General features: G+C 69.6%; 21 protein-coding genes. 7 read left to right on the plus strand and 14 right to left on the minus strand.

From position 1 onward, the window contains the following. Positions 1–5: 5 nt before the first annotated feature. The 10 genes from murD to M1L58_RS14520 all read right to left on the minus strand — a co-directional run bounded on the left by murD (position 6) and on the right by M1L58_RS14520 (position 11275). Positions 6–1577: a UDP-N-acetylmuramoyl-L-alanine--D-glutamate ligase gene (murD, locus tag M1L58_RS14475; protein WP_248659408.1), complete on the minus strand. Its 1572-nt coding sequence runs from the start codon at positions 1575–1577 to the stop codon at positions 6–8. Next, complete coding sequence (gene mraY, locus M1L58_RS14480) at positions 1570–2667, minus strand: phospho-N-acetylmuramoyl-pentapeptide-transferase (RefSeq protein WP_006868142.1); 1098 nt, start codon at positions 2665–2667, stop codon at positions 1570–1572. The genes murD and mraY overlap by 8 nt, the downstream gene beginning before the upstream one ends. Before the next feature lie 94 nt (positions 2668–2761). Further along, positions 2762–3286: a UDP-N-acetylmuramoyl-tripeptide--D-alanyl-D-alanine ligase gene (locus tag M1L58_RS14485; protein ID WP_248659409.1), complete on the minus strand. Its 525-nt coding sequence runs from the start codon at positions 3284–3286 to the stop codon at positions 2762–2764. Continuing rightward, positions 3283–4965: a UDP-N-acetylmuramoyl-L-alanyl-D-glutamate--2,6-diaminopimelate ligase gene (locus M1L58_RS14490; protein WP_248659410.1), complete on the minus strand. Its 1683-nt coding sequence runs from the start codon at positions 4963–4965 to the stop codon at positions 3283–3285. The genes M1L58_RS14485 and M1L58_RS14490 overlap by 4 nt, the downstream gene beginning before the upstream one ends. Positions 4966–5140: 175 nt before the next feature. Beyond that, positions 5141–7075: a peptidoglycan D,D-transpeptidase FtsI family protein gene (locus M1L58_RS14495; RefSeq protein ID WP_248659411.1), complete on the minus strand. Its 1935-nt coding sequence runs from the start codon at positions 7073–7075 to the stop codon at positions 5141–5143. A gap of 103 nt (positions 7076–7178) precedes the next feature. Then, a complete protein-coding gene (locus tag M1L58_RS14500) occupies positions 7179–8093 on the minus strand; it encodes a hypothetical protein (RefSeq protein WP_248659412.1) in 915 nt (304 codons plus the stop codon). A gap of 2 nt (positions 8094–8095) precedes the next feature. Continuing rightward, positions 8096–9082, minus strand: a complete 987-nt coding sequence (gene rsmH, locus M1L58_RS14505) for a 16S rRNA (cytosine(1402)-N(4))-methyltransferase RsmH (RefSeq protein ID WP_248659413.1) — start codon at positions 9080–9082, stop codon at positions 8096–8098. 243 nt (positions 9083–9325) lie between these two features. Further along, positions 9326–9766 carry a division/cell wall cluster transcriptional repressor MraZ gene (gene mraZ / locus M1L58_RS14510; protein WP_006434990.1) on the minus strand — a complete coding sequence of 147 codons (441 nt, stop codon included), beginning with the start codon at positions 9764–9766 and terminating at the stop codon, positions 9326–9328. Positions 9767–10231: 465 nt separating this feature from the next. Beyond that, a complete protein-coding gene (locus M1L58_RS14515; protein WP_006868136.1) occupies positions 10232–10633 on the minus strand; it encodes a DUF3040 domain-containing protein in 402 nt (133 codons plus the stop codon). A 177-nt stretch (positions 10634–10810) separates the two neighbouring features. Continuing rightward, positions 10811–11275, minus strand: a complete 465-nt coding sequence (locus tag M1L58_RS14520; protein WP_248659414.1) for an SAV_6107 family HEPN domain-containing protein — start codon at positions 11273–11275, stop codon at positions 10811–10813. 319 nt (positions 11276–11594) lie between these two features. Between M1L58_RS14520 and M1L58_RS14525 the strand changes: the two genes are divergently transcribed. The 3 genes from M1L58_RS14525 to M1L58_RS14535 are packed head-to-tail and all read left to right on the plus strand — an operon-like array spanning position 11595 to position 14860. Then, a complete protein-coding gene (locus M1L58_RS14525; RefSeq protein ID WP_248659415.1) occupies positions 11595–12263 on the plus strand; it encodes a GNAT family N-acetyltransferase in 669 nt (222 codons plus the stop codon). A gap of 49 nt (positions 12264–12312) precedes the next feature. Continuing rightward, a complete protein-coding gene (locus M1L58_RS14530; RefSeq protein ID WP_248659416.1) occupies positions 12313–13935 on the plus strand; it encodes a phytoene desaturase family protein in 1623 nt (540 codons plus the stop codon). 37 nt (positions 13936–13972) lie between these two features. Continuing rightward, positions 13973–14860 (plus strand): LppM family (lipo)protein, encoded by an 888-nt coding sequence (locus M1L58_RS14535; RefSeq protein ID WP_248659417.1) that lies wholly within the window; start codon positions 13973–13975, stop codon positions 14858–14860. A 13-nt stretch (positions 14861–14873) separates the two neighbouring features. On the opposite strand, the gene M1L58_RS14540 is transcribed toward M1L58_RS14535, so the two are convergent. Next, positions 14874–15851, minus strand: a complete 978-nt coding sequence (locus M1L58_RS14540; protein ID WP_006868131.1) for a methylenetetrahydrofolate reductase — start codon at positions 15849–15851, stop codon at positions 14874–14876. Between the two features lie 11 nt (positions 15852–15862). Here M1L58_RS14540 and M1L58_RS14545 point away from each other — a divergent pair, with 11 nt between their 5' ends. Both M1L58_RS14545 and M1L58_RS14550 read left to right on the plus strand, forming a co-directional pair. Then, positions 15863–17014: a polyprenyl synthetase family protein gene (locus tag M1L58_RS14545; protein ID WP_143931878.1), complete on the plus strand. Its 1152-nt coding sequence runs from the start codon at positions 15863–15865 to the stop codon at positions 17012–17014. Continuing rightward, positions 17011–18603, plus strand: coding sequence for an alpha-(1->6)-mannopyranosyltransferase A (locus M1L58_RS14550; RefSeq protein ID WP_374112729.1), 1593 nt, complete (start codon positions 17011–17013; stop codon positions 18601–18603). Before M1L58_RS14545 ends, M1L58_RS14550 begins: the two co-directional genes overlap by 4 nt. Here the strand turns inward: M1L58_RS14550 and M1L58_RS14555 are convergent. Further along, positions 18572–18937, minus strand: a complete 366-nt coding sequence (locus M1L58_RS14555; RefSeq protein ID WP_005200101.1) for an Rv2175c family DNA-binding protein — start codon at positions 18935–18937, stop codon at positions 18572–18574. The genes M1L58_RS14550 and M1L58_RS14555 overlap by 32 nt on opposite strands. Positions 18938–19061: 124 nt before the next feature. Between M1L58_RS14555 and M1L58_RS14560 the strand changes: the two genes are divergently transcribed. Then, on the plus strand, positions 19062–20306 hold the full coding sequence (locus M1L58_RS14560) for a protein kinase domain-containing protein (RefSeq protein ID WP_006868127.1): 1245 nt from the start codon (positions 19062–19064) through the stop codon (positions 20304–20306). A gap of 316 nt (positions 20307–20622) precedes the next feature. On the opposite strand, the gene M1L58_RS14565 is transcribed toward M1L58_RS14560, so the two are convergent. Both M1L58_RS14565 and M1L58_RS14570 read right to left on the minus strand, forming a co-directional pair. Beyond that, positions 20623–22020, minus strand: a complete 1398-nt coding sequence (locus tag M1L58_RS14565; RefSeq protein ID WP_006868126.1) for a class II 3-deoxy-7-phosphoheptulonate synthase — start codon at positions 22018–22020, stop codon at positions 20623–20625. Between the two features lie 41 nt (positions 22021–22061). Further along, positions 22062–22556 (minus strand): polyadenylate-specific 3'-exoribonuclease AS, encoded by a 495-nt coding sequence (locus tag M1L58_RS14570; protein WP_006868125.1) that lies wholly within the window; start codon positions 22554–22556, stop codon positions 22062–22064. Between the two features lie 136 nt (positions 22557–22692). Between M1L58_RS14570 and M1L58_RS14575 the strand changes: the two genes are divergently transcribed. Then, on the plus strand, positions 22693–24281 hold a 1589-nt coding region (locus tag M1L58_RS14575; RefSeq protein WP_308221818.1), incomplete at its 3' end, for a glycosyltransferase 87 family protein.

Here is a 24281-nt window from a genome sequence, read left to right on the forward strand (position 1 = left end):
GCCACTCACCGCGAGGTGGGGGTGCCGGCGATGTCCTGTGCGGCGCGCGCGAACGCGTCACCGCGCCGGCTGTAGCCGGCGAACATGTCCAGCGATGCCGCGGCGGGTGCGAGGAGCACCGCGTCGGGCTTCGGGTCGCTCGCCGCGGCGAGCTCCCATGCCTCGGCGACCGCCCGGTCCATCACGGCAGCGGCGGCGTCTGTTCCCGAGGTTTCGGTCGACGAGAGGACGGGTGCGGTCTGACCCTGGCGATGCACGTTCACCGTGCCATCGTCCCCTGTGAATACTGTGACTGTTGGGACTTCTGGGGCGTGTCGCACGATCGCTTCGACGACCAGCTCACGATCACGGCCGATGGCGACCACCCCGGCGAGCCGATCGCCGACCGCGGTGAGCATGGCGTCCATCGACGCGCCCTTGAGCAGGCCGCCCGCGATCAGCACCACGCGGCCGTATGCGGAGACGGCAGCCTGGGCGGCATGCGGGTTGGTGGCCTTGGAGTCGTCGACGAAGCGGATGCCGTCGCGCGTCGCCACGACCTCGCCGCGATGGGCGGCGGGCCGGAAATCGGTGAGCGCGGCCTCGACCGCGTCGCGGTCGACACCGATCGAGAGGGCGAGAGCGGCGGCAGCGAGGGCATCGGCCACGCCCGACGGGCCCGCCGGATGCACGGCGGCGGCCGACAGCAGGCGACCCGCACCGAAGGCACGGTCGACGAGTTGTCCGTCCTCGACGCCGAGCTGGCCGTCCTGGGGCGGGTTGAGTGTGAAGCCGACCCGGCGTCCCGCACCCGGCAGACCAGATGCAACTGCGTCGTCGAGACCGACGATCGAGATGTCGCCGCGCAGCGCACCGGCCTTGGCCAGCGCATAGGCGTCGAAGGTGCCGTGCCAGTCGAGATGATCGTCGGCGACGTTGAGCACCACCCCGGCGGCCGGGGCGACCGACGGTGCCCAGTGCAGCTGGAACGACGACAGCTCGGCGCACAGGACGTCCACCCGAGGTGTCGCGCGCATGGCATCGAGAACCGGCAGGCCGATGTTGCCGCACGCCGCGCCGGCACGCCCGGAGCGCTCGACGATGTCGGCGAGCATCGAGGTGGTGGTGGTCTTGCCGTTGGTGCCGGTGACGACCAGCCAGGTGCGCGGCTCCCCGAGCAGACCCGCGGCGTCGACCCGCCAGGCCAACTCGACCTCGCCCCATACCGGCACACCGCCCGCCGCGGCCTGCGCGACGAGGTCGTGGGTGGGCGCGAATCCGGGCGAGACGATCACGACCGCGGTGTCGGCGGTCCACGAGGGGTCGGCGAGCAGATCGGAGATCGCGACGGCCTCGACGCCCTGCCCGGTCAGGTCCGCGACCCCGGGAACGGCAGCGACCGCCGCATCCCGGTCGGCGGCGTCGGCATCACGTACGGCGAACCGGTCGTCGGCGAGCAGGATGCGGACATCCCTGGTGACCAGGTAGCGGGCCGCCGACATGCCGGCGGTACCCGCGCCGCCGATCACCACGGTCTTGCCGGTCAACCCCAGTGGGTCGTCGGGAGACGCGGAGTTCTCGGCGCGCGGATCAGCCATTGGTCGTCAGGAACTCGCCGTAGAAGAGCGACAGGCCGAGCGCGCAGGCTATGGCTGTGAGCAGCCAGAATCTGATGATCACCGTCGTCTCGGCCCATCCGCCCAGTTCGAAGTGGTGGTGGAACGGCGCCATCCGGAAGACACGACGGCCGGTGGTCCGGAAGAAGGCGATCTGGATGACCACCGACATGATCTCGGCGACGAACAGCGCACCGATGACGACCGCGAGGAGTTCGGTCCGGGTCGTGATGGACAGGCCGGCGAGCATGCCGCCGAGTGCCAGCGAGCCGGTGTCCCCCATGAAGATCTTCGCCGGCGCGGCGTTCCACCACAGGAAGCCGAGGCAGGCGCCGCCGCCGGCCACCGCGATGATCGCGAGGTCGAGGGGGTCGCGGACCTGGTAGCACCCGGTCGGGATGTCGCTGGGCGGCTTGGCACCGCCGGCGCAGGCGTTGACGAACTGGAAGAAGGTCACGAGGACGTAGGAGCCGAGGACCATCGCCATCGAACCGGCGGCCAGACCGTCGAGTCCGTCGGTGAAGTTCACCGCGTTGGACCACGCGGCGACCACGAGCCAGCAGAACACCACGAAGACCACCGCGCCGAGGCCGATGGCGTCGATGTCGCGCACATAGCTGAGGTGGGTGCTGGCCGGGCTGAGGCCGTAGTCGTTGCGGAACTGCAGCACGAGGACACCGAACAGGATCGCGGCGATGAACTGCCCGATCGACTTCGCGGTCTTGTTCAGTCCCAGGTTGCGGTGTTTGCGGATCTTGATGATGTCGTCGAGGAAGCCGACGATGCCGAGCGCGGTCGCGAGGCCCAGCACGAGCAGGCCCGACGCAGTCGGTCCGTTGCCGGCGTCGGTGAAGAGGCCGACGAGATGCGAACCGAAGTAGCCCGCCCACAATGCGGCGAGGATCGCGACGCCGCCCATCGACGGCGTGCCACGCTTGGTCTGATGGCTCTGGGGGCCCTCGACCCGGATCTCCTGGCCGAAGCCCTGTCGGGAGAACACCTTGATGAGCACGGGGGTCAGCAGGATCGACACCGCGATCGCGATCGCACCCGCGAGGAGGATCTGGGTCACCGTGCTGCCCTCGTGTTCGCTCGTCCGTTCCCCGCCACGCTCTTCTCTCCGACTCTGTTCAGTGTTCTCGGCAGGCGCGCCTCATCGCGTGCCCTCATGATGCGGTCCCCTCGTCATCGGGACCGGAGTCAGTATCCTCGCGGACCTGCCATCCGCAGCTCGCACCCCATGCCCTCACCACCGAGTCGAGGTCGGCGCTCGCTGCCGCGAGGAGGATGACATCGCCGGCGGCGGGCCGCCAGTCCGGGTCGATGTCGACGAGTGCCGCGGCGGTCTCGACCGTGTCGACGATGCGCGCCTCGTCGCCCCACGACCCCTCCATGACGGCGCCCTGGTGCAGGGCGCGAACCGATCGGGAGTCACCGACGCAGAGAGTCTTGTCGACGGCCAGTCGGACGGCCAGGCGTCCGAGGAGATCGTGTTCGACGACGCGCTGGTTCTCGGCGGTCCCCTCGGGGCTGGCGACCTCGCCGAGGATCGCCCAGGTTCGCGGCCGGTCCTCCACGCTGCTGCCGCGCAACGCGCCGGCGTGCTCGGCGAGTCGGCGGATGAGCAGACGTGCGTCGTCGACCGTCACCGGCGCATCCCCGCGGATCACCGTGACGAACGGTCCGGTCATCGATCACCCTCCGCGCCCACCGGGCCGGTGGTCGCGTTCGGCAACTCGTCCAGCGCTTGTGCGACGACCTCGCGGTCGTCGAACGGATGCTTCACGCCGTTGATCTCCTGCCCTGCCTCATGACCCTTGCCCGCGACCAGCACGATGTCGCCGGGCCGTGCCCAGGCGATGGCCTCGGCGATCGCCGCCGCACGATCCCCGACCTCGCGTACCGGTTCGGCACCGGCCGGACGGTCGGCGGCGTCGACGCTCCGGGCGCCGGCGAGAACCTCGGACCGGATGGCGGCCGGTTCCTCCGACCTCGGGTTGTCGTCGGTGACGATGACGAGTTCGGCACCGCGGGCGGCGGCCTCCCCCATCAGCGGCCGCTTACCCGCGTCACGGTCTCCGCCGGCACCCACCACGATGGCCACGCGGCCCGGTCCCTCGCCGAGCTGACCGCGCAAGGTCGCCAGGACGGCCTCGACGGCTCCGGGTTTGTGCGCGTAGTCGACCAGGGCAAGGAACGACTGCCCGCGGTCGACCCGCTGCAGACGTCCCGGCACGCTCACCGACGCGACCGCGTCGAGCGCGGTGGAGATCGGCACACCCGCCGCATGGGCCACCGCGACGGCCAGCAGTCCGTTGGCCACGTTGTAGCGACCCGGGAGAGGCATGACCAGGACGTGGTCGCCGTCGGGTTCGGTGATCGGGGTGTGGGAGGTGCCGTCGCCGGCGAGGTCCGACGGGCCCGCATGCCAGTGAGCGGGCGTCGGACCGGTGGACACCGTCACCGGCTGCAGATGCGCCGCCTCACCGGGACGGCGGGCGAGATCGGCCATCCGCTGACCCCACTCGTCGTCGACGCACACCACCGCGCGTACCGCGTGGTTCGGCGACGACGGCACGAACAGCTGCGCCTTGGCGTCGAAGTAGGCGCGCATCGTGTGATGGAAGTCCAGATGATCCTGCGAGAGGTTGGTGAAGGCCCCGATCGCGAAGTGCGCACCGTCGACCCGGCCCAGGGACAGCGCGTGGCTGGACACCTCCATGACGACGACGTCGACCCCGTCCTCGAGCATCGACGCAAGCAGCGCCTGCAGGGTCGGCGCCTCCGGGGTCGTCAGCGAGCTCGGCTGCGCGACGCCGTTCACGCGGGTCTCGACGGTTCCGATGAGTCCCACCGAGTGCCCGGCGGCGAGCAGTGCCGCCTCCACGAGATACGACGTGGTGGTCTTGCCCGACGTGCCGGTGATCCCGATCAGCTTCAACCGCTGCGACGGGTTGCCGTACACACGGGCGCTGACGCTGCCCAGGACGGTCCGCGGGCTGGGGTGGATGAGGACCGCGACGGCGGTCTCGGGCGGCAGGACGCGGCTCAGTTCGGCGCGGCCGGCCGGGTCGGTCAGGATCGCGGTCGCCCCGGCGGCGACCGCCTGGTCGGCGAACCGCGCGCCGTGGGTGGCCGCACCGGGCAGGGCCGCGAACAGATCGCCGGGCTGCACGTCCTGGGCGCGCAGGGTCACGCCCTGCACGCTGGTGTCGCGATCGGCGCCGCCGACGAGGTCGAGCCGGGCGCCCGTGGCCGTCGACAGGACCGTCACGGCCGTCGGCGCGACCTCACGCGGACGACCGGGGACCTTCTTGTTGCCCTTGCGTCTGCCGGCCGATCCCTTGTGCGAGGAACCACGAGACGTCATGTGTTCGCCTCCTCGGTTGTTCTCGGTCGGTGTGCTGGTGGTCGGGGTGCTGGTGGTCGGGGTCTTCGCGGTTCGGTCACCGCGGCCCGGGTTCGTGTTCGGCGCAGAATTGCACTCACGATACCGACCCCGGGATCGGCGTCCGGGACGCGGTGCGCCGACCACCGGGTCGGAATCACTTCGCGGTGAGGGTCAGCCTCGGGGTCGGCGGAGAGAGCGGGACCTGGGCGCGCTGGAGCATCCACGACGCGATGGTCGAGAAGAGCGGCCCGGCGGACTGTCCCCCGGTGCCGTCGGAGCTGCGGCGCGGGTTGTCGAGCATGATCCCGATGACATAGCGCGGGGCGTCGGCCGGGGCGATCCCGGCGAACGTGATGTTGTAGCGCGAGTTCGAGTAGCAGCCGCACGACGGATCGACCTGCTGAGCGGTACCGGTCTTGCCGGAGACCTGGTAACCGCTGACGGCCGCCTTGGTGCCGGTACCCATCTGCACGCCCATCGGATCGTCCTGCACCACCGAGCGGAACATGTCGCGGACCGTCCGGGCGGTCTCCTCGCTGACGACGCGGACCGGTTCGGGGCGAGCACGCCCCTCCGAGGTACTACCGTCGCGCTCCTCGCCGGCGAGAATCCGCGGCGGGATGCGCAGGCCGTCGTTGGCGATCGCCTGGTACATCGCGGTCATCTGCAGGAGCGTCATCGAAAGACCCTGTCCAATGGGCAGGTTGGCGAAGGAACCGCCCGACCACTGGCTCAGTGCGGGGACCTCGCCGGCACTCTCGGCCGGGAGACCGACGCCGGTGCGCTGGCCGAGCCCGAATCGCTTGAGCATGTCGGCGAAGCGTTCCTCACCGATGCGCTTGGCGAGCATCAGCGTGCCCACGTTCGACGACTTACCGAAGATGCCGGTGGTCGTGTACGGCTCGACGCCGTGCTCCCAGGCGTCGCGGACCGTGACGCCGGACATCTGGATGCTGCCGGGGACCTGGTGGACCGTGTCCGGCCGGGTGAGGCCGTATTCGATGGCGGCGGCGGCCGCGACGAGCTTGTTGACCGAGCCGGGCTCGAACGGGGAGGTGACCGACGGGTTGCCGAGTTCGGCCTTCGGCTGATCCGACAGCGGGAGCGACGCGTTGAAGGTGCCGTCGTTCGCCATCGCCAGCACCTCGCCGGTCCGGGCGTCCAGCACGACCGCCGAGGCACCCTTCGCACCGGAGGCCTGCTTGGCCTTCATGACCTGGCTCTGGACGAACCACTGGGTGTCGGAGTCCAGGGTCAGACGGACGGTGGAACCATTGATCGCCGGGTGCACGTTGCGGGTGCTGCCCGGGATGATCGCGCCGTCCGATCCGCGGTCGTAGGTACGGGAACCGTCGGTGCCGGACAGGATCGCGTCGAGGGAGGCCTCGAGGCCGATGAGACCGTTGCCGTCGTAGTTGACGTCACCGATGACGTTGGCCGCCAGCGAACCACCGGGATAGAGCCGGATACTCTCCGGGTCGGCGCCCACCTCGGGGAACTCCTCGGTGATGCGCTTGGCGACGTCGGGGCTCACGGCCCGTGCGAGGTACACGAAGGGCTCGTCGCCGGTGATCTTGGCGAGGAGGTCCTCTTCGCTGATCGAGCCGCCGAGTGCCATCGAGACGCCCTTGGCGATCTCCTTGAGACGCTCGTCGACGCCGGGCAGTTCGTCGTTCTTGCGGTGCTCCTCGTCGATCGACTTGCGAACCGCCTTGGGCAGGAACGTCAGTGACCGGGCCTCGTCGGTGTAGGCCAGCGGGCGACCGTTGCGGTCGAGGATGGAACCACGCTTGGCCGTCAGGACCTGCGTGTACTCGCGCTGCTGGGCGGCCTCGGCCGAGATGGACCCGGCCTGGATGGTGTGGACGACGATCATCTTCCCCGCGACCGCGAGGACCACGAGCAGCACGGCGACCCCGAACACCTTGGTCCGGAACCCGAAGCTGTGCAGTCCCCCGCTGTTCCGGGGACCACCCTTTCCCGGTCCGCGGCCACCCGGGCCGCCTGCGGTCGCGCGGGATCCCTGGCCCGGGCGACGTCCCGGGCGAGACGGCGCGTGGCCGAGTCGCTCGAAGGTCGCACGTGTCATGGTCGTCAATTGTTCACCGCTTCAAGGTCGTGACAGGGATTTGGCGTCGGCGGGTTGCAGATCGATGGGTGCACTGTGACAACCCTTACGACCCGCGGCCACCTCACGTCCGGGGCACGACATTCGGCGCCGGGATCGGGCTCGAGGGTGCGGGCGCGGCCCCCGACTCGGTCGGCGGCGAAGGCTCCCCCTGCCCGGGAGCCGGATCGGGTTGAGCCGGAGCGGGTTGCGGCGATGGCGACGGCCCGGCCTGTCCCGGGGTCGACGGGGCCGGGGCCTGCTGATCCGGGGTCTGCTGCGCCGGCGGGTTCGGTGCGCCGACCGCGCCGCCGCCGAGGCCGATCGAGTCGTCCACCTTGCGCGGGTCGATGGTCTCGGTGGGGTCGGGCTTCAGCTCGGGGTTGAGGTCGGCCATCGGCTTCCCCGATGCCGGTGCGGGTTTCCCGACGATGCGGGGCCGGCGCGGGTCGTCGACGATCATCCGTGCCGGGTTGTCCGACGGGATCATGCCGAGACGCGTTGCTTCCCGGGACAGTTCCGGAGCCGAGTTGCCGGATTCGTAGGTCCGCTTGAGCGCATCCCGCTGGTCGATGAGCGACTGGTTCTCGGTCCGCTCGATACCGAGCTTGTAGGAGTCCTGGGCCGATTTGGTGGACAGCCACAGGCTCAGACCGAGGCCCAGCACCAGCAATGCGATGACGGGGACCACGAAAGGTGTGTGCTGCAACCGTTCTCGCAGCGAGACACCGGACATCGACAGACCCGCGCCGCGGGTTGCGCGCGGTGCGACCGCGCCGGTGGCCATGCGCTTGTGACGGCGGTCCAGTGCGCGTTGGGCCGCCCGCGAACGGGTCGCGCGCTCGGACTCGATGCGTGCGCGCCGTGACCGACGGCTGCTCCGATCTGTGTCGGACCGTCCCGCATCGGAACGACCTGAGCCGGAACGACCTGAGCCGGAACGCTTGTCGTCGGAACGGCCGGAGCCGGGATGACGAGGGGCGTCGTGCAGGATCGTCATGATCAGCCCTTCTTCTCGACTCGTTCGACCGCCCGGACTCGCACCGGTGCCGATCGCGGATTGATGGTCAGTTCTTCGTCGTCGGGACGCTCGGCGCCGCGGGTCACGAGGCGGAACTCCGCGGCGGTGCCGGGCAACTCGACGGGCAGGCCGGGCGGCGAGGTCGAAGTCGTGCGGGCTGCGAACTCCCGCTTGACGATCCGGTCCTCGAGGGACTGGTAGCTCATCACCGCGACTCGGCCGCCGACGGTGAGCACCGACAGCGCAGTCGGCAACGCCTCACGCAGGACGTCGAGTTCGTGGTTGACCTCGATGCGCAGGGCCTGGAAGGTGCGTTTGGCCGGGTGGCCGCCGGTCCGTCGGGTCGCGGCCGGGATGGTGGCATAGAGCAGTTCGACGAGGCGCGCACTCGTCGTGAACGGTTCCTTCTCGCGCTCGCGCAGGACCGCCGAGGCGATCTTGCCGGCGAAGCGCTCTTCCCCGTATTCGGAGAGCACACGGGCCAATTCGCCGTGGCCGTAGGTGTTGAGGACGTCCGCCGCGGTCAGCGGGTCGTCGGAGTTCATCCGCATGTCCAGGGGCGCGTCGACCGAGTAGGCGAAACCGCGGCCGGCCTGGTCGAGCTGCATCGACGAGACGCCGAGGTCGAACAGGGCGGCGTCGATGACTTCCTCACCGGCATCGTCGAGGACGTCGGCGATCTCGTGGAAGGTGGCCTGGTGCAGCGAGATCCGGTCCGCGTGCGGTTCGAGTCGGCGCCGCGCGATGTCCAGCGCGGAGGCGTCGCGATCGATACCGACGAGGTGCACGTTGGGGAAGGTGTTCAGGATGAGTTCGCTGTGTCCACCGGCACCCAGCGTCGCGTCCAGGAAGACCCGCCGGTCTTCTGATTCCAGTGCCGGGGTGAGCAATTCGACGATGCGCCGACCCATGACGGGGATGTGGCCGAACTCGCCGGAGCGGCGAGTGTCGTCACCAGTGTCATCCACGGAGGGCCCCCATCGGCGTGTCGGCCATGTCGGTCGGCAGAGTCGGCGTTTCGGTGCGAAGGACTGATCGGAGGAGTGTGATGTCGCGGGCGGACGGTGCATCACCGTCGGGCCGCGCCCCGGATGGAGCGAGGTCCCGATCCGATTCCGTACCTGGCGTTGGGGAAGTACGCCAGGGTCGGACCGGATCGGGGCCTCGTGCCATCCGAAGCCCGAGTACCGCTTCGCCCCGTCCCCTCTCGGCTACAAGACCGCGTTCAACGCGGCCGAGTTGGCTGCCGAGAAGTTCTCCTCGTGCTGCGACTGGTACTCGTCCCATGCGGCCGAATCCCAGATCTCGAGGTGATCGAAGCTGCCGAACACCACGCACTCCTTGGACAGTCCCGCGTAGACGCGATGGTCGGAGGACAGGCTGATCCTGCCCTGGCCGTCCGGTCGCTGTTCTTCCGAACCGGCGAAGAAGGTCCGCTGAAACGCACGCAGGTCAGGGTCGTTACGTGACGCCTCGACGATCCTCGCCGCGATCGCATCGAACTCTTCGGTCCGATACACCGACAAGCTGTGGTCTTGGCCTTTGGTGACCACTACCCCTCCTGCCAGTGCATCGCGGAACTTGGCGGGCAACGTGAGTCGCCCTTTGTCGTCCAATTTGGGCGTGTAGGTGCCGACGAATCGCACAGACATGTCGACACCTCCTGCCCCTGGGTTCCGCGCTCCGGATCGCCTCACCCAGTGCTGCCACAGTACCCCACTTTCCTCCACTTTCCACCCCAGAAGCCCACACGGACTCCACCTGACAGCAAATTCCCAGTTCAAGCGGGTGAAACTTCTGACGCTTCGTGCGCGTCTCGTGCGCTGACGCGTGTCGCTGTGTCCATCGATGGTGTGACAGACGAGTCCTTTGAGGCTTCAGGTGCCGATGCGACCAGCAGTTCTCACCAGGTGGGGCAAAGTGGGGAACCCCGGTGGGGGAAGGTGGGGAACGCCGGTGGGGGAAGGTGGGGGCCAGGGAATGGGTGACGGTGGGACACGGTCGACAGCGCGTCGAAATCACGGGTACAGAGCCGAGCCGCACCAACAAAAGAGCCGCGCCCCCCCCTGGGGTGCGCGGCTCTCTGAAGAGTCGTGGCCGTCAGGCCGGCCGGAGGTCTACTCCTGCTCGAACCGACGGTTGAATCGTTCTTCCATCCGCTCCGACAGCTTGCGCTTGGAGCCGGAGGGCCCGGACTGCTTTTTGCCTCCCGCGCGCGGCGCGCCCGTCGCGGAGTCGGCGAGGTCGTCACCCCAGAGGGCGAAGAGGCCGGCACCGAACATCACCAGGAAGCCGAGGAGGCTGACGATCGGGAAGCCCCCGATGTCGATCTTGACGATGAGACCGCCGACGAGCATCACGAGGCCGACGACGAAGACCGCCACCGCCTGCAGGCGACGACGGCCACTCGACTTACCCAGCCGACGACGCTTGACACTGGACGCGAACTTGGGGTCTTCCGCGTACAGAGCGCTCTCGATCTGTTCGAGCATGCGTTGCTCGTGCTCCGAAAGTGGCACCGACCCTCCTTCTCCCTGATCCGCGACGCCGACGACGGTCAACCGCGACCGGTGAGGCGTCTGCGCCTTATTCTCCCATGATACGAGGTGAAATCAGCCGCGACCACCATTACTCGCTGTTGTGGGCCCGGATGCACATACCGGAACGACAACGGAACACCGAAACTGTGTCCGGCCTCACGCAGTTCGCCCGATTTGGGGGTCCTTTGTCCCGAATTTGCCTTGCTCGTAAGCGATGACCAAGGTCTCGACCTGCCGGAGGAAGTCGAGGACGAGGAGTCGCATGCCGGCAACACTGTCGGGGTCGAGCGTTCGGATGATCCCCGACTCGATCTTCATCCGGATGGGCGACAGCGTGGCGAAGCGCGCGGCCAGCGGAGCGAGTTCGGGAGCGACCACACCGATACGGGTCCAGGCGTTCGACGTCTTGCGGCGGGCGGGGCCGGCCGGCTCGCCGATGGCGATCGCGGCGCCGGCCGCACGGAGGGCGACGAGATAGAACTGCCGGAAGCGCTCGGCGTCGTCGGAGACACCGTCGGCGTTGTCGAGGAGGAGATGGGCACGCTGGAGAAGATCGCGCGCACGTCCGACCATCACCGGGTCGACGGGGGCGGACCGGCGGGATGTGGGCCGTCCGGGCATGGCATCCTCCTCACTCGCTGGCGACGGTATCCGGTGGCAGACGCTTCCCTCGTCCGCCACCGGACCGTCATGTCGTCGGGATGAACGCGAACAGCTTGCGGAGGCACATTCATCGAACACCCGTTCGACACGTTCAATATAGCTAGCGGTGCGCGTCTCTTCAAGGCGTGGGCCGCGCCCGCATCCTTCTTCAACACCGACTCCCGCGACCGGATTCCGCGGAGTCTGCCGTACCGAGAGGACAGTCACACCAGATGGTCGGAGAGCGCATGGCCGGGGCGGTGCGGGCCCGCTCGGTGGACCCGGAGGCGATCCGACGTTGACGATCCGTCTGGTGAACCTCAGTGGGCAGGACTCCCGCGTGTGGCTGGAGCCCGCTCTCGACGTCTACGTGACCGCGATGGGGTATCCCCGCGGGACCGAGGTGCACCGCGCGTCGCTGTGGCGTGAACACATCGCCCGGCCGGGCTGGCGTGCGATCGGCGCGGTCGCCACCCTGCCCCCGCACGAGGCGCAGTCGATGCCGACGTCCCGGCGCCGGGTCGGACCGCCGGTGGGCACCGGGCCCGACGACGTCCTGGTCGGCATCGCCTACGGCTACACCGGCGCGACCGGTCAGTGGTGGAACCAGCAACTCCGGCTCGGGCTGCGACAGACGGGACGCTCCCCCGCGGACATCGAGATGATCGCCCGGGACTACTTCGAGCTGACCGAGCTCCACGTCCACCCCACCGCACAGGGTCGCGGCATCGGGCAGTTGCTGTTGGCGCGGCTGCTCGCCGAGCGACCCGAACGCCATGTGCTGCTGTCGACGCCGGAGATCCCCGCCGAGCAGAACCGGGCCTGGTCGCTGTATCGGCGGATGGGTTTCTCGGATGTGCTCCGGCATTTCACCTTCACCGGCGATCCTCGCCCGTTCGCGTTCCTCGGCCGTCCGCTGCCGCTGAACCTGCAACCGCCGCACCCCGGTCCTCCGCAATCTGGATGATGGAGGGCGTGGCACAGACAACGACGACAGCGCACGACACGGAACACGCATGAGCGGGCACGGGGAGCGGCGCGACGCGGTTGTCGTCGGCGGCGGCCACAACGGCCTCATCGCCGCGGCCTACCTGACGAAGGCCGGACGCGACGTGGAGGTCTTCGAGCGCGATGACATCCCCGGCGGGGCGGTGTCGACCGTCGAACGTTTCCCCGGGTACCGCATCGATCGCGGTTCCTCGGCGCACCTGATGATCCGGCACTCCCCCGTTCTCGACGACCTCGACCTCGCCTCGCACGGACTCCGCTACGTCGACTGCGACCCCTGGGCTTTCGTGCCGGCGACCGACACGGCGCCGGCGATCGTCTTTCGCACCGATCTCGACGCGACCTGCGTCTCCATCGAACGAGCATGCGGCGCAGCGGATGCCGCGGCATATCGGCAGTTCGTCGAGACCTGGACGCCGCGGGCGCGGGCCGTCATGGACGCCTTCTATCGACCCGCGTCGATGGGACAGTTCGGGCGGGCGTTCGCCGGTCTCGGGTCGACGGCCACCACCGAACGCACCGGCCTGGTCGGACGCCGCAGCGGCGCGATGATGAATCTCACCGCCGAACTCATGACGTCCGGCGACTCGCTCCTCGACCGCTACTTCGACTCCGAACAGCTGAAGGCCGGGCTCGCCTGGTTCGGCGCGCAGTCGGGGCCGCCGATGAGCGCGCCCGGCACCGCGCCGATGGTCGGGTTCGCCGCGCTGATGCATCTCATCCCGCCCGGTCGGGCGATCGGCGGCAGCGGTGCGCTGACCGATGCGCTCGTCCACCGCATCGGCGCCGACGGCGGCCGGATCGTGTGCGGGGACCCGGCGGTCTCGATCACCCGATGCGGTGACCACTGGCGGGTGCAGACCGAATCCGGTGAGCATCGGTGCACGCCCACGGTGATCAACGCCTGCCATGTCCTGGCGACCCTGGACCTGTTGGCGGCGGGCGGTTTCGACGCCGGGACCATCGAGCGCTGGCGGCGCGACATCGTCGTCGGCAGCGGGATCGGGATGGCGGTGCGCCTCGGCACGACCGCGCTACCCGCCTACCGCGACCTGCCCGACGACCTGCCCGCCCACGGCGTCCACTCGGCCCTCGGTCTGCTGGTCACCGACCGCGCACACCTGGTCCGCGCGCACGCCGCCGCCGCGGTGGGTTCCCTGCCTCCGCGGCCCGCCGTGGTGGCGATGAGCTTCTCGGCGATCGACCCCAGCCTCGCCCCGGAGGGCAGGCACGCGATCAACCTGTGGGCGCAGTGGCATCCGTACCGGCTCGCAAGCGACGCCGGGGGCGACTGGTCGACCCTGGGTGCGCAGGCGGCCGCGGCGGTCTGCGACGAAGTCGACCGTCACGCACCGGGTTTCGCCGAGTCCATCGCCCACCGGTACATCCAGACCCCCGAGGATCTCGAGTCCGAACTGGGGCTCATCGGCGGCAACATCATGCATGTCGAGATGTCGATCGACCAGATGTTCATGTGGCGACCGACCCCGGATCTGGCGGGCCATCGCGTCCCCGGCGCCGACGGGCTGTTCCTGGCCGGGGCGTCGACGCATCCGGGCGGCGGGGTGACGGGCGCGAGCGGTTACATCGCCGCCCACGCCGCCCTACGTGGGAGACGTCTGTTCGGCTGAGCGTCGGAGACGTCTCTTCGGCTGAGTGTCTGGCACGATGAGCAGCGTGCGATTGTCGAATCCCGAGCAGGGTGCACCGAAGTCCTCCCGCGGTCAGTCCCGACACCGCCGGCTGATGCCGGTGGCGGTGGCGGTCGTGGCTCTCCTCCTGTCGCCGCTGATGGCCGGTTGCCTGGAGCGTTCGACGACGGTGGGCGATCGGTATTCGGGCAGTGTCATCGTCGCGACGTCCCCGGACAATCCCCGTGGCGCCCCGCAGCTGGATCTCCCCGAGTCGATGATGGGGCAGGTCTCGGTGACCGAGTACAAGGAGACGCCCGAGGAGGAGTCGGACGCCGCCGACGGTGACGACAAGGGTGCCGGGGGCGGCAAGCCCGAGGAGGCCGTCACCCGTGTGGGCAGCCGCGCGAGTTTCTCCGATCTCACCGCAGGCCAGTTCGGCCAACTCGGTGACATCATCGCCGACGCCTACGGTGAGACCTCGCTGACGATGGATCTCACCGCCAAGCGCAGCGGCGAGGTGGTCCGATTCCGCGGTGACACCGACCTGTCCGAGCTCATCCCTGGTCGCGACTTCGTCCAGCTGACGGTCACCTTCGGCGGACCGGTGACGGCGACCAACGGTGACCAGGTCGGCGAGTCGACGGTCACCTGGACCCCGGCTCCGGGCGAACCGTCGGACTTCACCGCGGACGCCACCTACCCGGATCCCGCGACCGCAGCGGTCAGCAGCTGGTCCTGGTTCGTCGCGATCGTTTGTCTGATCGCGGTGCTTGTCATCGCGCGGCTCGCCTATGCGAAGCGGTACCGCGGCCCGCGCCCGGGACGACCGGTCGCCACCAACACCGCGCCGTCGACCCTGTCGGGTGAGGGCCTTTCGGCGGCCGCCGACCCGAAGGCCTCGGCCGCGCCCAAGGACAGCTAGGACCCGGTCGGCGTCAGGCGGGGACGTGCAGCGCGGCGTCGACGTCCACGCCGAGGCGGCCGAGCACCTCTGAGGTCGCCTTCGCGAAGTTGAGGCTGCAGAAATGCAGGCACGGTGCGCCCTCGGCGATGAGCCGTTCGGCGGTCTCGGTGGCGAAGTCGATACCGACGGCGCGAACCGAGGCACGATCCTCCTCTGGACCGTCACCGGCGGCCTTGGTGAACCGCTCGATCACGGTGGGCGGGATCACCGAACCCGACAGCTCGGCCATGCGCTTGATGCTGGCCAGCGAGGTCACCGGCATGATGCCGGGGATGATCGGCTTGGCACCCTGCTCCGGATCGGCGGCCTGCACCCGGTCACGGAGGCGGAGGTAGTCCTCGACATCGAAGAACATCTGGGTGATCGAGTACTCGGCGCCCGCGCGCAGCTTGTTCACCAGGTTGCGGGTGTCGTGCTCGAGGTCGGGGGCACGGTGGTGACCCTCCGGGAACGACGCCACGCCGACGTGGAAGTCGCCGAGGGTGTCGATGAGATGGACCAGTTCCTCGGCGTACTCGACGCCCTCGGGATGGGCGATCCACTCCCCGAGGGGATCACCCGGCGGGTCGCCGCGCAGCGCGAGGATGTTGGCGATGCCCTGATCGGCATAGGCGCCGACGAGTGCACGCAGCTCGGCGATGCTGTGGTTGACCGCGGTCAGGTGCGCCACGGGCAGCAGCGTGGTCTGGGCGGCGAGTTCGCCGGTGATACGAACCGTGCGGTCGCGCGTCGAACCGCCGGCGCCGTAGGTCATCGACACGAACGCCGGAGACAACCGCTCGAAGATCCGCACCGCCCGCCACAGCCGGGCCTCGCCTTCGGCGTCGCGCGGGGGCATGAACTCGACGGAGAACGGCACCGGTCCACGGTGCGGGGCGGACAGGCGTTCGACGATCGAGGGTGCCGGAGCGGTTGGGGTCACCCGAACAGTGTAGAGAGCGATTCGCATAGCCTGGCAGGGTGACCTCCGCCTCCCCCACGCCGACCTCGCTCGATGCGGTCCCGGCGGCCGTCGAGACCGAATTGCGCAGTTTCTTCGACGTCGCGGTCCCCGCCGCGGCCGAGATCGCCCCGGTGGTCGGCACCGCGGCCGAACTGGTCCGGGACTTCGTCCTGCAGGGCGGCAAGCGCATCCGGCCGGTCTTCGCCTTCGCCGGATGGCGGTGCGGCATGACCGAATCGGGTCGCGCCGACGCCGACCCGGCATCGAACGTCGGTCGTGAGGCCCGCGACGCGCTGCGAGTGGGCGCAGCCCTCGAGCTCGTACAGGCGTGCGCCCTGATCCACGACGACATCATCGATCAGTCCGACACCCGGCGCGGGCACCCGACGCTGCATCGCGTCTTCCAGTCGCGGCACGCCGCCGCCTCCTGGGCCGGCGACGCAGCCGACCACGGGGTGGCCGCCGCGATCCTCGCCGGCGACCTCGCGCTCGCGTGGGCCGACGACCTCGTGCACGATCACCGGCCGGGGGTCGCGGCGGGCACCGTCGAGTACCGGGCGCTCCCGCCCGCCGTCGGCGCGACCTGGGCCGCGATGCGCACCGAGGTGCTCGGCGGCCAGTTCCTCGACATCGTCAACGAGGCGAGCGGTGACGACTCGGCCGCCGCGGCCTATCGCGTGATGGAGTTCAAGACCGCCGCCTACACGGTGGCCCGCCCGCTCGAACTCGGCGCACGTCTCGCGGGTGCGTCGGAGGATCTGGTCGCGACGCTGCGGAAGATCGGGCACGACCTCGGTATCGCTTTCCAGCTGCGCGACGACCAGCTCGGCGTCTTCGGCGACCCCGAACGGACGGGCAAGCCCTCGGGTGACGACCTGGTGTCGGGCAAGCGCACCGCCCTGCTGGCCACCGCCCTGCGACGCGCCGACGACTCCGACCCCGCTCTCGGGAACCGCTTGCGGGACTACATCGGACGCCCGCTCGACGAGAACGAACTGGGCGCCGCGCGAGGGCTTCTCGTCGACGTCGGCGCGGTCGGCGAGATGGAGAAGCAGATCGACGACCTCCTCGGCGCCGCTCTCGGTGCACTCGACACCGCCGACATCGGCGCCGACATCCGCAGCGAACTCACCGCGGTCGCCCACCGGACCGCTCATCGCGAGGCGTGAACTCCGGCGTGAAGGCATCGACCCCGACGGCCGCTCGCACGGGCGTCCGTGACCGGACCGCACGCGGCGATCTGATCATCGGCGCGGTCGGCGCGATCCTGGTCTGCCTCGGCAGTTTCGGCGTCGGCGACCCGCCCCGCAACACCACGACACTCGCCGATCTGGGACTCAGCTGGATCACCTACGGTCACGGCAAGAACCTCTTCGGCATCTTCTTCTGGCTCGGCGTCTTCTCCATGGTGTTCGCCTGGGTCCGGCTGGGGCGTCGGATCGCCCGGGGCGCCACGGACTCCCCGTCTGTCCGGACCCTGCAGCGGTGGCTGCTCGTCTGGGCGGCACCGCTGCTCGTGGCGGTGCCGGTCTACAGCCGCGACGTCTATGCCTACCTCGCGCAGGGGGCGGTGTTCGGTGCCGGGTTCAACCCCTACGCCGACGGCCCGGCCCACCACCCGGGCCCGCTCGTCGACAGCATGGCGACGGTCTGGGCCACCACCACCGCGCCGTACGGGCCGTTCACCATGGGTCTGCTGCGCGTCGTGACCGAGGTCACCGGCGACCACGTCGTCGCGGGTATCCTCGCCGTACGACTCGTCCTCGTACCCGGGCTCTTCCTGTCGTTGTGGGCGATCCCCCGGCTCGCACGGCATTTCGGCGCCTCGCCCCAGGCGGGGCTGTGGCTGGCGCTGTTCAATCCGATGGTCCTCATCCATCTCGTCGCGGGACCCCACGTCGAACTCCTCATGGCCGGCGTGCTGACGACCGGTGTCGTCCTGGTCGTGACCGGACGCCACGTGGCCGGTACCGCGGTACTCGCGCTCGCGGTGTCGATCAAGATCACCGCGGGGATAGCAGTGCCGTTCGTGCTGTGGATCTGGCTGTCCCACATACGGTCCCGCCGGCCCGCGACCGCCCGCGATGTCATCGGCGTCTTCGCCGCGATCGTCGGCATCTCGGTCGCGGTGTTCGGATTGTGGACCCTGCTGGTGGGCCTCGGGTTCGGCTGGCTGACGGGTCTGGGCTGGGCCGATGTGATCATCAACTGGTTCACGATCCCGACCTTCGTCGCCCATGTCGTCACGCTGCTCGCCGCACCGTTCGTCGCACTGAATCTTCAACCGGTACTGGAGATCACGCGTGCGATCGGGTCGGTGGTCCTCGCGGTCACGCTGGTCGCGCTGTGGTGGCGTCACCGTCGAGACGAGAGGGATGCGGTTGCCGGTATGGCGTGGGCGATGCTGGCCGTGCTCCTGCTCGAACCGTCCACGCTCCCCTGGTACTACACGTGGGCGCTGGCGATCGCGGTGGCGTTCACCCTTCCGCCGTGGGCGCGCGCGACCGTGGTCGGGGTGTCGACGTTCATGCTCATCGTTTTCCAGCCCGATGATGCGATCGTCTTCTACAAGCCCGTCGAGCTCACGCTGGCGTTCCTGCTCGCCGGACTCGCCGCCTGGTCGCTGCTCCGTCCGGACCCGTTGCGGCTCGGCCGCTTCGGACGGTGGGCCTGGGGTTCGGAACGTACCAGGGCACCGGATCAACCGGCGGACGGCGAGGACGAGGTCAGAAAGCCTGAGCCTGCGCCCGGCGGATGACCTCGCGCGCGGAGTCGGTGTGCAGCGCCGCGGCCGGGTGGAGGTCGAGGTCCTCCTGCACGGTGAACAACCAGTTCATCGCCTCGTCGCGGGTGTAACCGCCGTCGAGCAGCACCCCGACCAGGCCGTAGAAATGTTTGACCACGCCCTCGTCGTCGAAGAACACCGCCGGGATGACCGGATGCCCGCCGCGGGACACGGCGAGCAGGTTGTGGTCGCGGATGAGTGTGCGCACCCGGTTGGTGGACACCGCGAGCCGGTCGGCGACCTCGTCGACCGACAGCATCTCGACATCAGCGGACAGGGTGTCAGGCGACAACGGAATGGAACCCACGGAAAGAAGCGTAGCGGTACACCCGGGCACGATGAAACCGCCGCTCTCCGCGCGCCCGACACCGGGGGCGGCTCACACGCGCCGATGACCCCGACGGCGTGGTCCTGCAGGTAGATTCAGCGGGGTGAACGCCCCCGTCGACCCGATGCTCGGGACCGTCCTCGAAGACCGGTACCGCATCGACGCACCCATCGCGAGGGGCGGAATGTCGGCGGTCTACCTCGGCGTCGACCTCCGGCTCGGGCGCGAGGTCGCGGTCAAGGTGATGGATTCCCGGTACTCGGGCGACCCGCAGTTCCTGCGCCGCTTCGAGTTCGAGGCGCGTGCGGTCGCCGGCCTCAAGCACCCGGGTCTCGTCGCGGTCTACGACCAGGGCATCGACAACGGCATCGCCTTCCTGGTCATGGAACTCGTCGACGGCGGAAGCCTGCGTGAACTCCTCCGCGAACGTGGCCCGATGCCGCCGCACGCGGTGGTCGCCGTCGCCGAACCCGTGCTCGGCGGCCTCGGGACCGCGCACGCCGCGGGCCTGGTCCATCGCGACGTCAAACCCGAGAACGTGCTGATCTCCGACGCCGGCGAGGTCAAGGTCGCCGACTTCGGACTCGTGCGCGCCGTCGCCGAAGCAGGGGTCACCTCGGCCAGCGTCATCCTCGGTACCGCCGCCTACCTCTCCCCCGAACAGGTCGAGTCCACCCACGCCGACGCCCGCAGCGACGTCTACTCCATGGGCGTGATGATGTTCGAATTGCTCACGGGCCGAACCCCTTTCCACGGCGACTCACCGCTGTCGCTGGCCTACCAGCGACTCACCTACGACGTCCCCGCGCCGGGCGACGTGATCGCCGGTGTCCCTGCGGAGTTCGACGAGATCGTGCTGCGCGCGACCGAACGGAACCCGGCCGATCGATTCGCCGACGGCTTCGAGATGCAGCACGCTCTGCTCGCGGTCGCCGACGACCTCGACCTGCCGCCGTTCACGGTGCCCGCACCGAAGCGATCCCGGGAGCGGGAGATGAAGTCGCGCTACCGCGCCGCCGGCCCGATCGGCCACGACACCCGGGTCCAGTCGGCACCGGGACCGTACGAACCCGGATCGTCGTCGCCGGACTCCCCCGCGGCGCCGATCCGTCCGGTCGCCGGGGTCGGCGATGCCGACGGTCGCGCTGCGGCACGCGGGCGGGAGGACCGACCGGTTCCGCGTCGCCGGGACGCCGTCGACGCGCACGACCAGGACCCGCTCGAACCCGAACTCATCGGGGGCGGGCGCCTGGGCGCGGTCGTGTGGATTCTGCTGGTGCTGCTGATCGCGGTGGGTCTCGGCGCCGCCGGGTTCTGGGTCGGCAGCACCTATCTCACGATCGGCTGACCTCGACACGGACGGCGGAGCACCGCTGGTCGGGTAGCCGAGGAGCCTGCGACGAGGCGTACCCCGACCGCTGGTTGAGTAGCCGAGGAGCCTGCGACGAGGCGTATCCCGACCGCTGGTTGAGTAGCCGAGGAGCCTGCGACGAGGCGTACTCCGGCCGCTGGTTGAGTAGCCGAGGAGCCCGCGACGAGGCGTACCCCGACCGCTGGTTGAGTAGCCGAGGAGCCTGCGACGAGGCGTACCCCGACCGCTGGTTGAGTAGCCGAGGAGCCTGCGACGAGGCGTATCGAAACCACCTCGCCGCCAGGCCGAACCGTCAGCCGCGCAGCATCTCCGCGACGAGGAACGCCAGCTCCAGCGACTGCTGGGTGTTGAGGCGCGGGTCGCAGGCGGTCTCGTAGCGGCCGGCGAGGTCGAGATCCGAGATCTCCTGTGCGCCACCGAGACATTCGGTGACGTCCTCGCCGGTCAGCTCGACGTGCACGCCACCGGGGTGGCTGCCGAGTGCGCGGTGGACCTCGAAGAAGCCCTGCACCTCGTCGACGATGCGGTCGAAGTGACGCGTCTTGAAGCCGGTCGACGCCTCGTGGGTGTTGCCGTGCATGGGGTCGCACTGCCAGATGACCTTGTGGCCGGTCGCCTCGACGGCGGCGACGATCGCCGGGAGCACCTCGCGCACCTTGCCGTTGCCCATGCGGGCGACGAGGGTCAGGCGGCCGGGGACGTTGTGCGGGTCGAGACGCTCGACGTATTCGACGGCCTGCTCGGGCGTCGTCGTCGGGCCGATCTTCACACCGATCGGGTTGTTGATCAGTTCGGCGAAGGCGATGTGCGCGCCGTCGAGCTGTCGGGTGCGCTCACCGATCCACAGGAAGTGCGCGGACAGGTCGTAGAGGACCTTCTCCTGCGACTCCTTGTCCGGGGCGTCGGCGAGGCGCAGCATGGCGCGCTCGTAGTCGAGGACGAGTGCTTCGTGCGAGGCGAAGATCGACGCCGAGTGGAGGCTCGAGTCGGTGACGCCGCAGGCGTCCATGAACCGCAGGCCGCGGTCGATCTCGGAGGCCAGGGCCTCGTAGCGGGCGCCCGCTGGCGAGGTCCGCACGAACTCGCGGTTCCAGTCGTGGACGCGATGCAGGTCTGCCTCGGCCTGGGTCAGTGCCCGGACCAGGTTCATGGCTGCGGCGGCATTCGCGTACGCGCGCACCAGACGTGAGGGATCGTGCTGGCGCACGGCCTCGTCGGCCGGGAAGCCGTTGACCATGTCACCGCGGTACGACGGCAGACCGAGGGCGTCGACGTTCGACGACCGCGGCTTGGCGTACTGGCCGGCGATACGCGCGACCTTGACCACCGGCATACTCGCGCCGTAGGTGAGGACGACGGCCATCTGCAGCAGCGTGCGGATGTTGGCCTTGATGTGGGGTTCGGTGTTGTCGGCGAAGGTCTCCGCGCAGTCACCGCCCTGCAGCAGGAAGGCGCGGCCCTCGGCCACGTCGGCCAGCTGCGCCGACAGCGACTGCACCTCGGCGGGCATGCAGATCGGCGGCACCGACTCCAGGACGGTGCGGATCTTGCGTGCTTCCTCGGCGGGCCAGCTCGGCTGTTGCAGCGCGGGGCGGCTCATCGCGTCGTCGAAACGCTCCTGGAGCCCACCGGGCAGCGGCGGCAGTTCGGGGAGTTCGTCGATAGGAACGTCTACGGTCCAGTTCACCACTGGTCCAGCGTAAAGCAGACTCCCCCGCGAGTTACGCCGGGTCAGCCACGCGAGTCGAGACGGGCCTTCTCGATCGCCTCCCAGCGACGCAGGTTGTGCCGCGCGTCGCTCAGTGCGTCATGGGCGTCGGACGGTGCCGGCGGGAGTGCGGGACGCCCGGCGGCCTCCCAGTGCTGGCGGAGTTCGCGGGTGAAACGCGGGATCGGTCGGGGCAGCGCGGTCATCGGACCCCACATCTGGCACAGGACGACGTGGTCGTAGGCGCCGATCCACGCCCACAGCTCGATGTCGGTCCCGTCCGCGGTGAGGAACTCGAGGAGGTCCTCGCGAATCCGGCGACGGTCCTTCCAGACCGGCGACGACGGCGAAGGAAGCTTGGGCAGCACGTTGGCCCGGACCCAGTCACCGGCGCGGCCGGGGTCGAACTCGGTGGACACCGCATAGAACTCACGGCCGTCCTCGCCGACGACCCCGATCGAGACCAGCTCGATGGTGTTTCCGTCCTCGATGAACTCCGAGTCGTAGAAGAACCGCATGGGGACAGTATTCACATACGCCGATTGCGCACTTGCCGGACTCCCTCGACCCGTTCCGCCCACGCGCCAGGGCGACGCACGTTTGGCCATTGCCGTACTTTGCTGGCTACCCTGGTAATTCGTGCGCTCCAGGTCTGTGCTGGCGACCGCTTTCCTGGCGGCGTCGATCATCGCGCGGCTCGTCTGGGACACGCTGACCGTGAACGGCAGGAACTTCGTGGACCTGCACGTTTACCGCGACGGTTCGGCGGGTCTCGCCGACGGGTCGCTCTATTTGTTCACCTATTCCGGTGAGACCGACTTCGCGCTCCCCTTCACCTATCCGCCGTTCGCGGCGGTGGTCCTCTATCCCCTGTCGCTGGTCCCGTGGGACGTCGTGGCGATCGGCTGGCAGCTCGCGACCTTCGCCGCGCTCTACGCGTGCGTGGTCGTCTCGCTCCGGCTGTGCGGCCGCAGCACCGACGTCCATGCGCTCGCCGCGCTGTGGACCGCACCGGCGATCTGGTGTGAACCCGTCCGGGTGACCCTGGACTACGGCCAGATCAACGTCTTCCTCATGCTGGGCACCCTGCTGGCGATCTCCTGGGCCCGCCGCGCCGACGGGTCGCCGAACGAGCGCGGCGTACTCGCGGGCGGCGCGCTCATCGGTCTGATGGCCGGCATCAAGCTCACCCCGGCCATCACCGGCCTCTGGTACCTCGCCGTCCGCAAACCATGGGGCGCACTGTCGGCGGCGTTCGCCTTCGTCTTCACCGTCCTCGGCTGCCTGCTGCTCTTCCCGGAGGTCACCCGGACCTACTACGGCACCCTTTTCGGCGACGCCGAACGGATCGGTCCCGTCGAGGCGGTCATCAACCAGAGTCTGCGCGGGACGCTGTCCCGGTTCGCCGGTTTCGACGTCGGCACCGGCTGGATCTGGTTCCTCGGCGTCGTCGTCGCCACCGTGGTGGTGGTGTTCACCTGGCGCGCGGTCTCCGACGCCCTCGGCGTCCTGCTCGTCGTGCAGTTCTTCGGTCTCCTGATCTCCCCGATCTCCTGGGTCCACCACTGGGTCTGGGTCGTCCCACTGGGTATCTGGCTGGTCCACGGCGCCGGCGCACGACGCCCCGGTGCCCGCGCGATCCTCGGTATGTGGCTCGTCGTCGCCGGCCTCGGCATCCCGTGGATCCTGCGCGTCCTCAACGAATACGGCCCAGAGCCCCCCGCCGCCGTCGAGGCCGTACTCGGCGCGGCCTGGACGATCGCCACCTTCGTCATGATGGGCTGGCTGATCGCCACCCGTTCCGCACGCGGGGCAGAAGAGACCGACGACCGCCCGAAGGACGTGGTCGCCGCGGCCGTCGTCGACGCCGGTCGGGTGCTGCTCGCCCAGCGCGCGCATCCGGTCGAACTCGCCGGCAAGTGGGAACTCCCCGGCGGCCGGGTCGAGTCCGGCGAAACCCATGCCGCCGCCCTCGCCCGGGAGATCCGCGAGGAACTCGGCGCCGAGGTCGAGGCCGGCGACGCCGTCGGCAAGCCGGTGACGCTGCCCAACGGCCTGGTCCTGCATGCCTACCGCGCGCGCCTCCGTGCCGGCACCCCGGCCGCACTTGAACATCTCGATCTGCAGTGGTTCACAGCCGACGACCTACGGAGACTCGACCTCGACGACGTCGTCCCCGCCGATCGCGACTGGATTCCCGAACTGTGCATCATCCTCGATGACGCGAGGGTCGGCGAAGCGGG

The sequence above is a fragment of the Gordonia sp. C13 genome (assembly GCF_023218005.1).
Classification (GTDB): Bacteria; Actinomycetota; Actinomycetes; order Mycobacteriales; family Mycobacteriaceae; genus Gordonia; species Gordonia namibiensis.

What these genes read in the sequence shown, in the direction of transcription:
- M1L58_RS14535 (WP_248659417.1), top strand. Translation starts at nt 13,973, where the DNA reads ATGAGCAGCGTGCGATTGTCGAATCCCGAGCAGGGTGCACCGAAGTCC.
- M1L58_RS14530 (WP_248659416.1), top strand. Translation starts at nt 12,313, where the DNA reads ATGAGCGGGCACGGGGAGCGGCGCGACGCGGTTGTCGTCGGCGGCGGC.
- M1L58_RS14485 (WP_248659409.1), bottom strand. Translation starts at nt 3,286, where the DNA reads ATGACCGGACCGTTCGTCACGGTGATCCGCGGGGATGCGCCGGTGACG.
- M1L58_RS14490 (WP_248659410.1), bottom strand. Translation starts at nt 4,965, where the DNA reads ATGACGTCTCGTGGTTCCTCGCACAAGGGATCGGCCGGCAGACGCAAG.
- murD (WP_248659408.1), bottom strand. Translation starts at nt 1,577, where the DNA reads ATGGCTGATCCGCGCGCCGAGAACTCCGCGTCTCCCGACGACCCACTG.
- M1L58_RS14520 (WP_248659414.1), bottom strand. Translation starts at nt 11,275, where the DNA reads ATGCCCGGACGGCCCACATCCCGCCGGTCCGCCCCCGTCGACCCGGTG.
- mraZ (WP_006434990.1), bottom strand. Translation starts at nt 9,766, where the DNA reads ATGTCTGTGCGATTCGTCGGCACCTACACGCCCAAATTGGACGACAAA.
- M1L58_RS14540 (WP_006868131.1), bottom strand. Translation starts at nt 15,851, where the DNA reads ATGCGAATCGCTCTCTACACTGTTCGGGTGACCCCAACCGCTCCGGCA.
- M1L58_RS14500 (WP_248659412.1), bottom strand. Translation starts at nt 8,093, where the DNA reads ATGACGATCCTGCACGACGCCCCTCGTCATCCCGGCTCCGGCCGTTCC.
- M1L58_RS14495 (WP_248659411.1), bottom strand. Translation starts at nt 7,075, where the DNA reads ATGACACGTGCGACCTTCGAGCGACTCGGCCACGCGCCGTCTCGCCCG.
- M1L58_RS14570 (WP_006868125.1), bottom strand. Translation starts at nt 22,556, where the DNA reads ATGCGGTTCTTCTACGACTCGGAGTTCATCGAGGACGGAAACACCATC.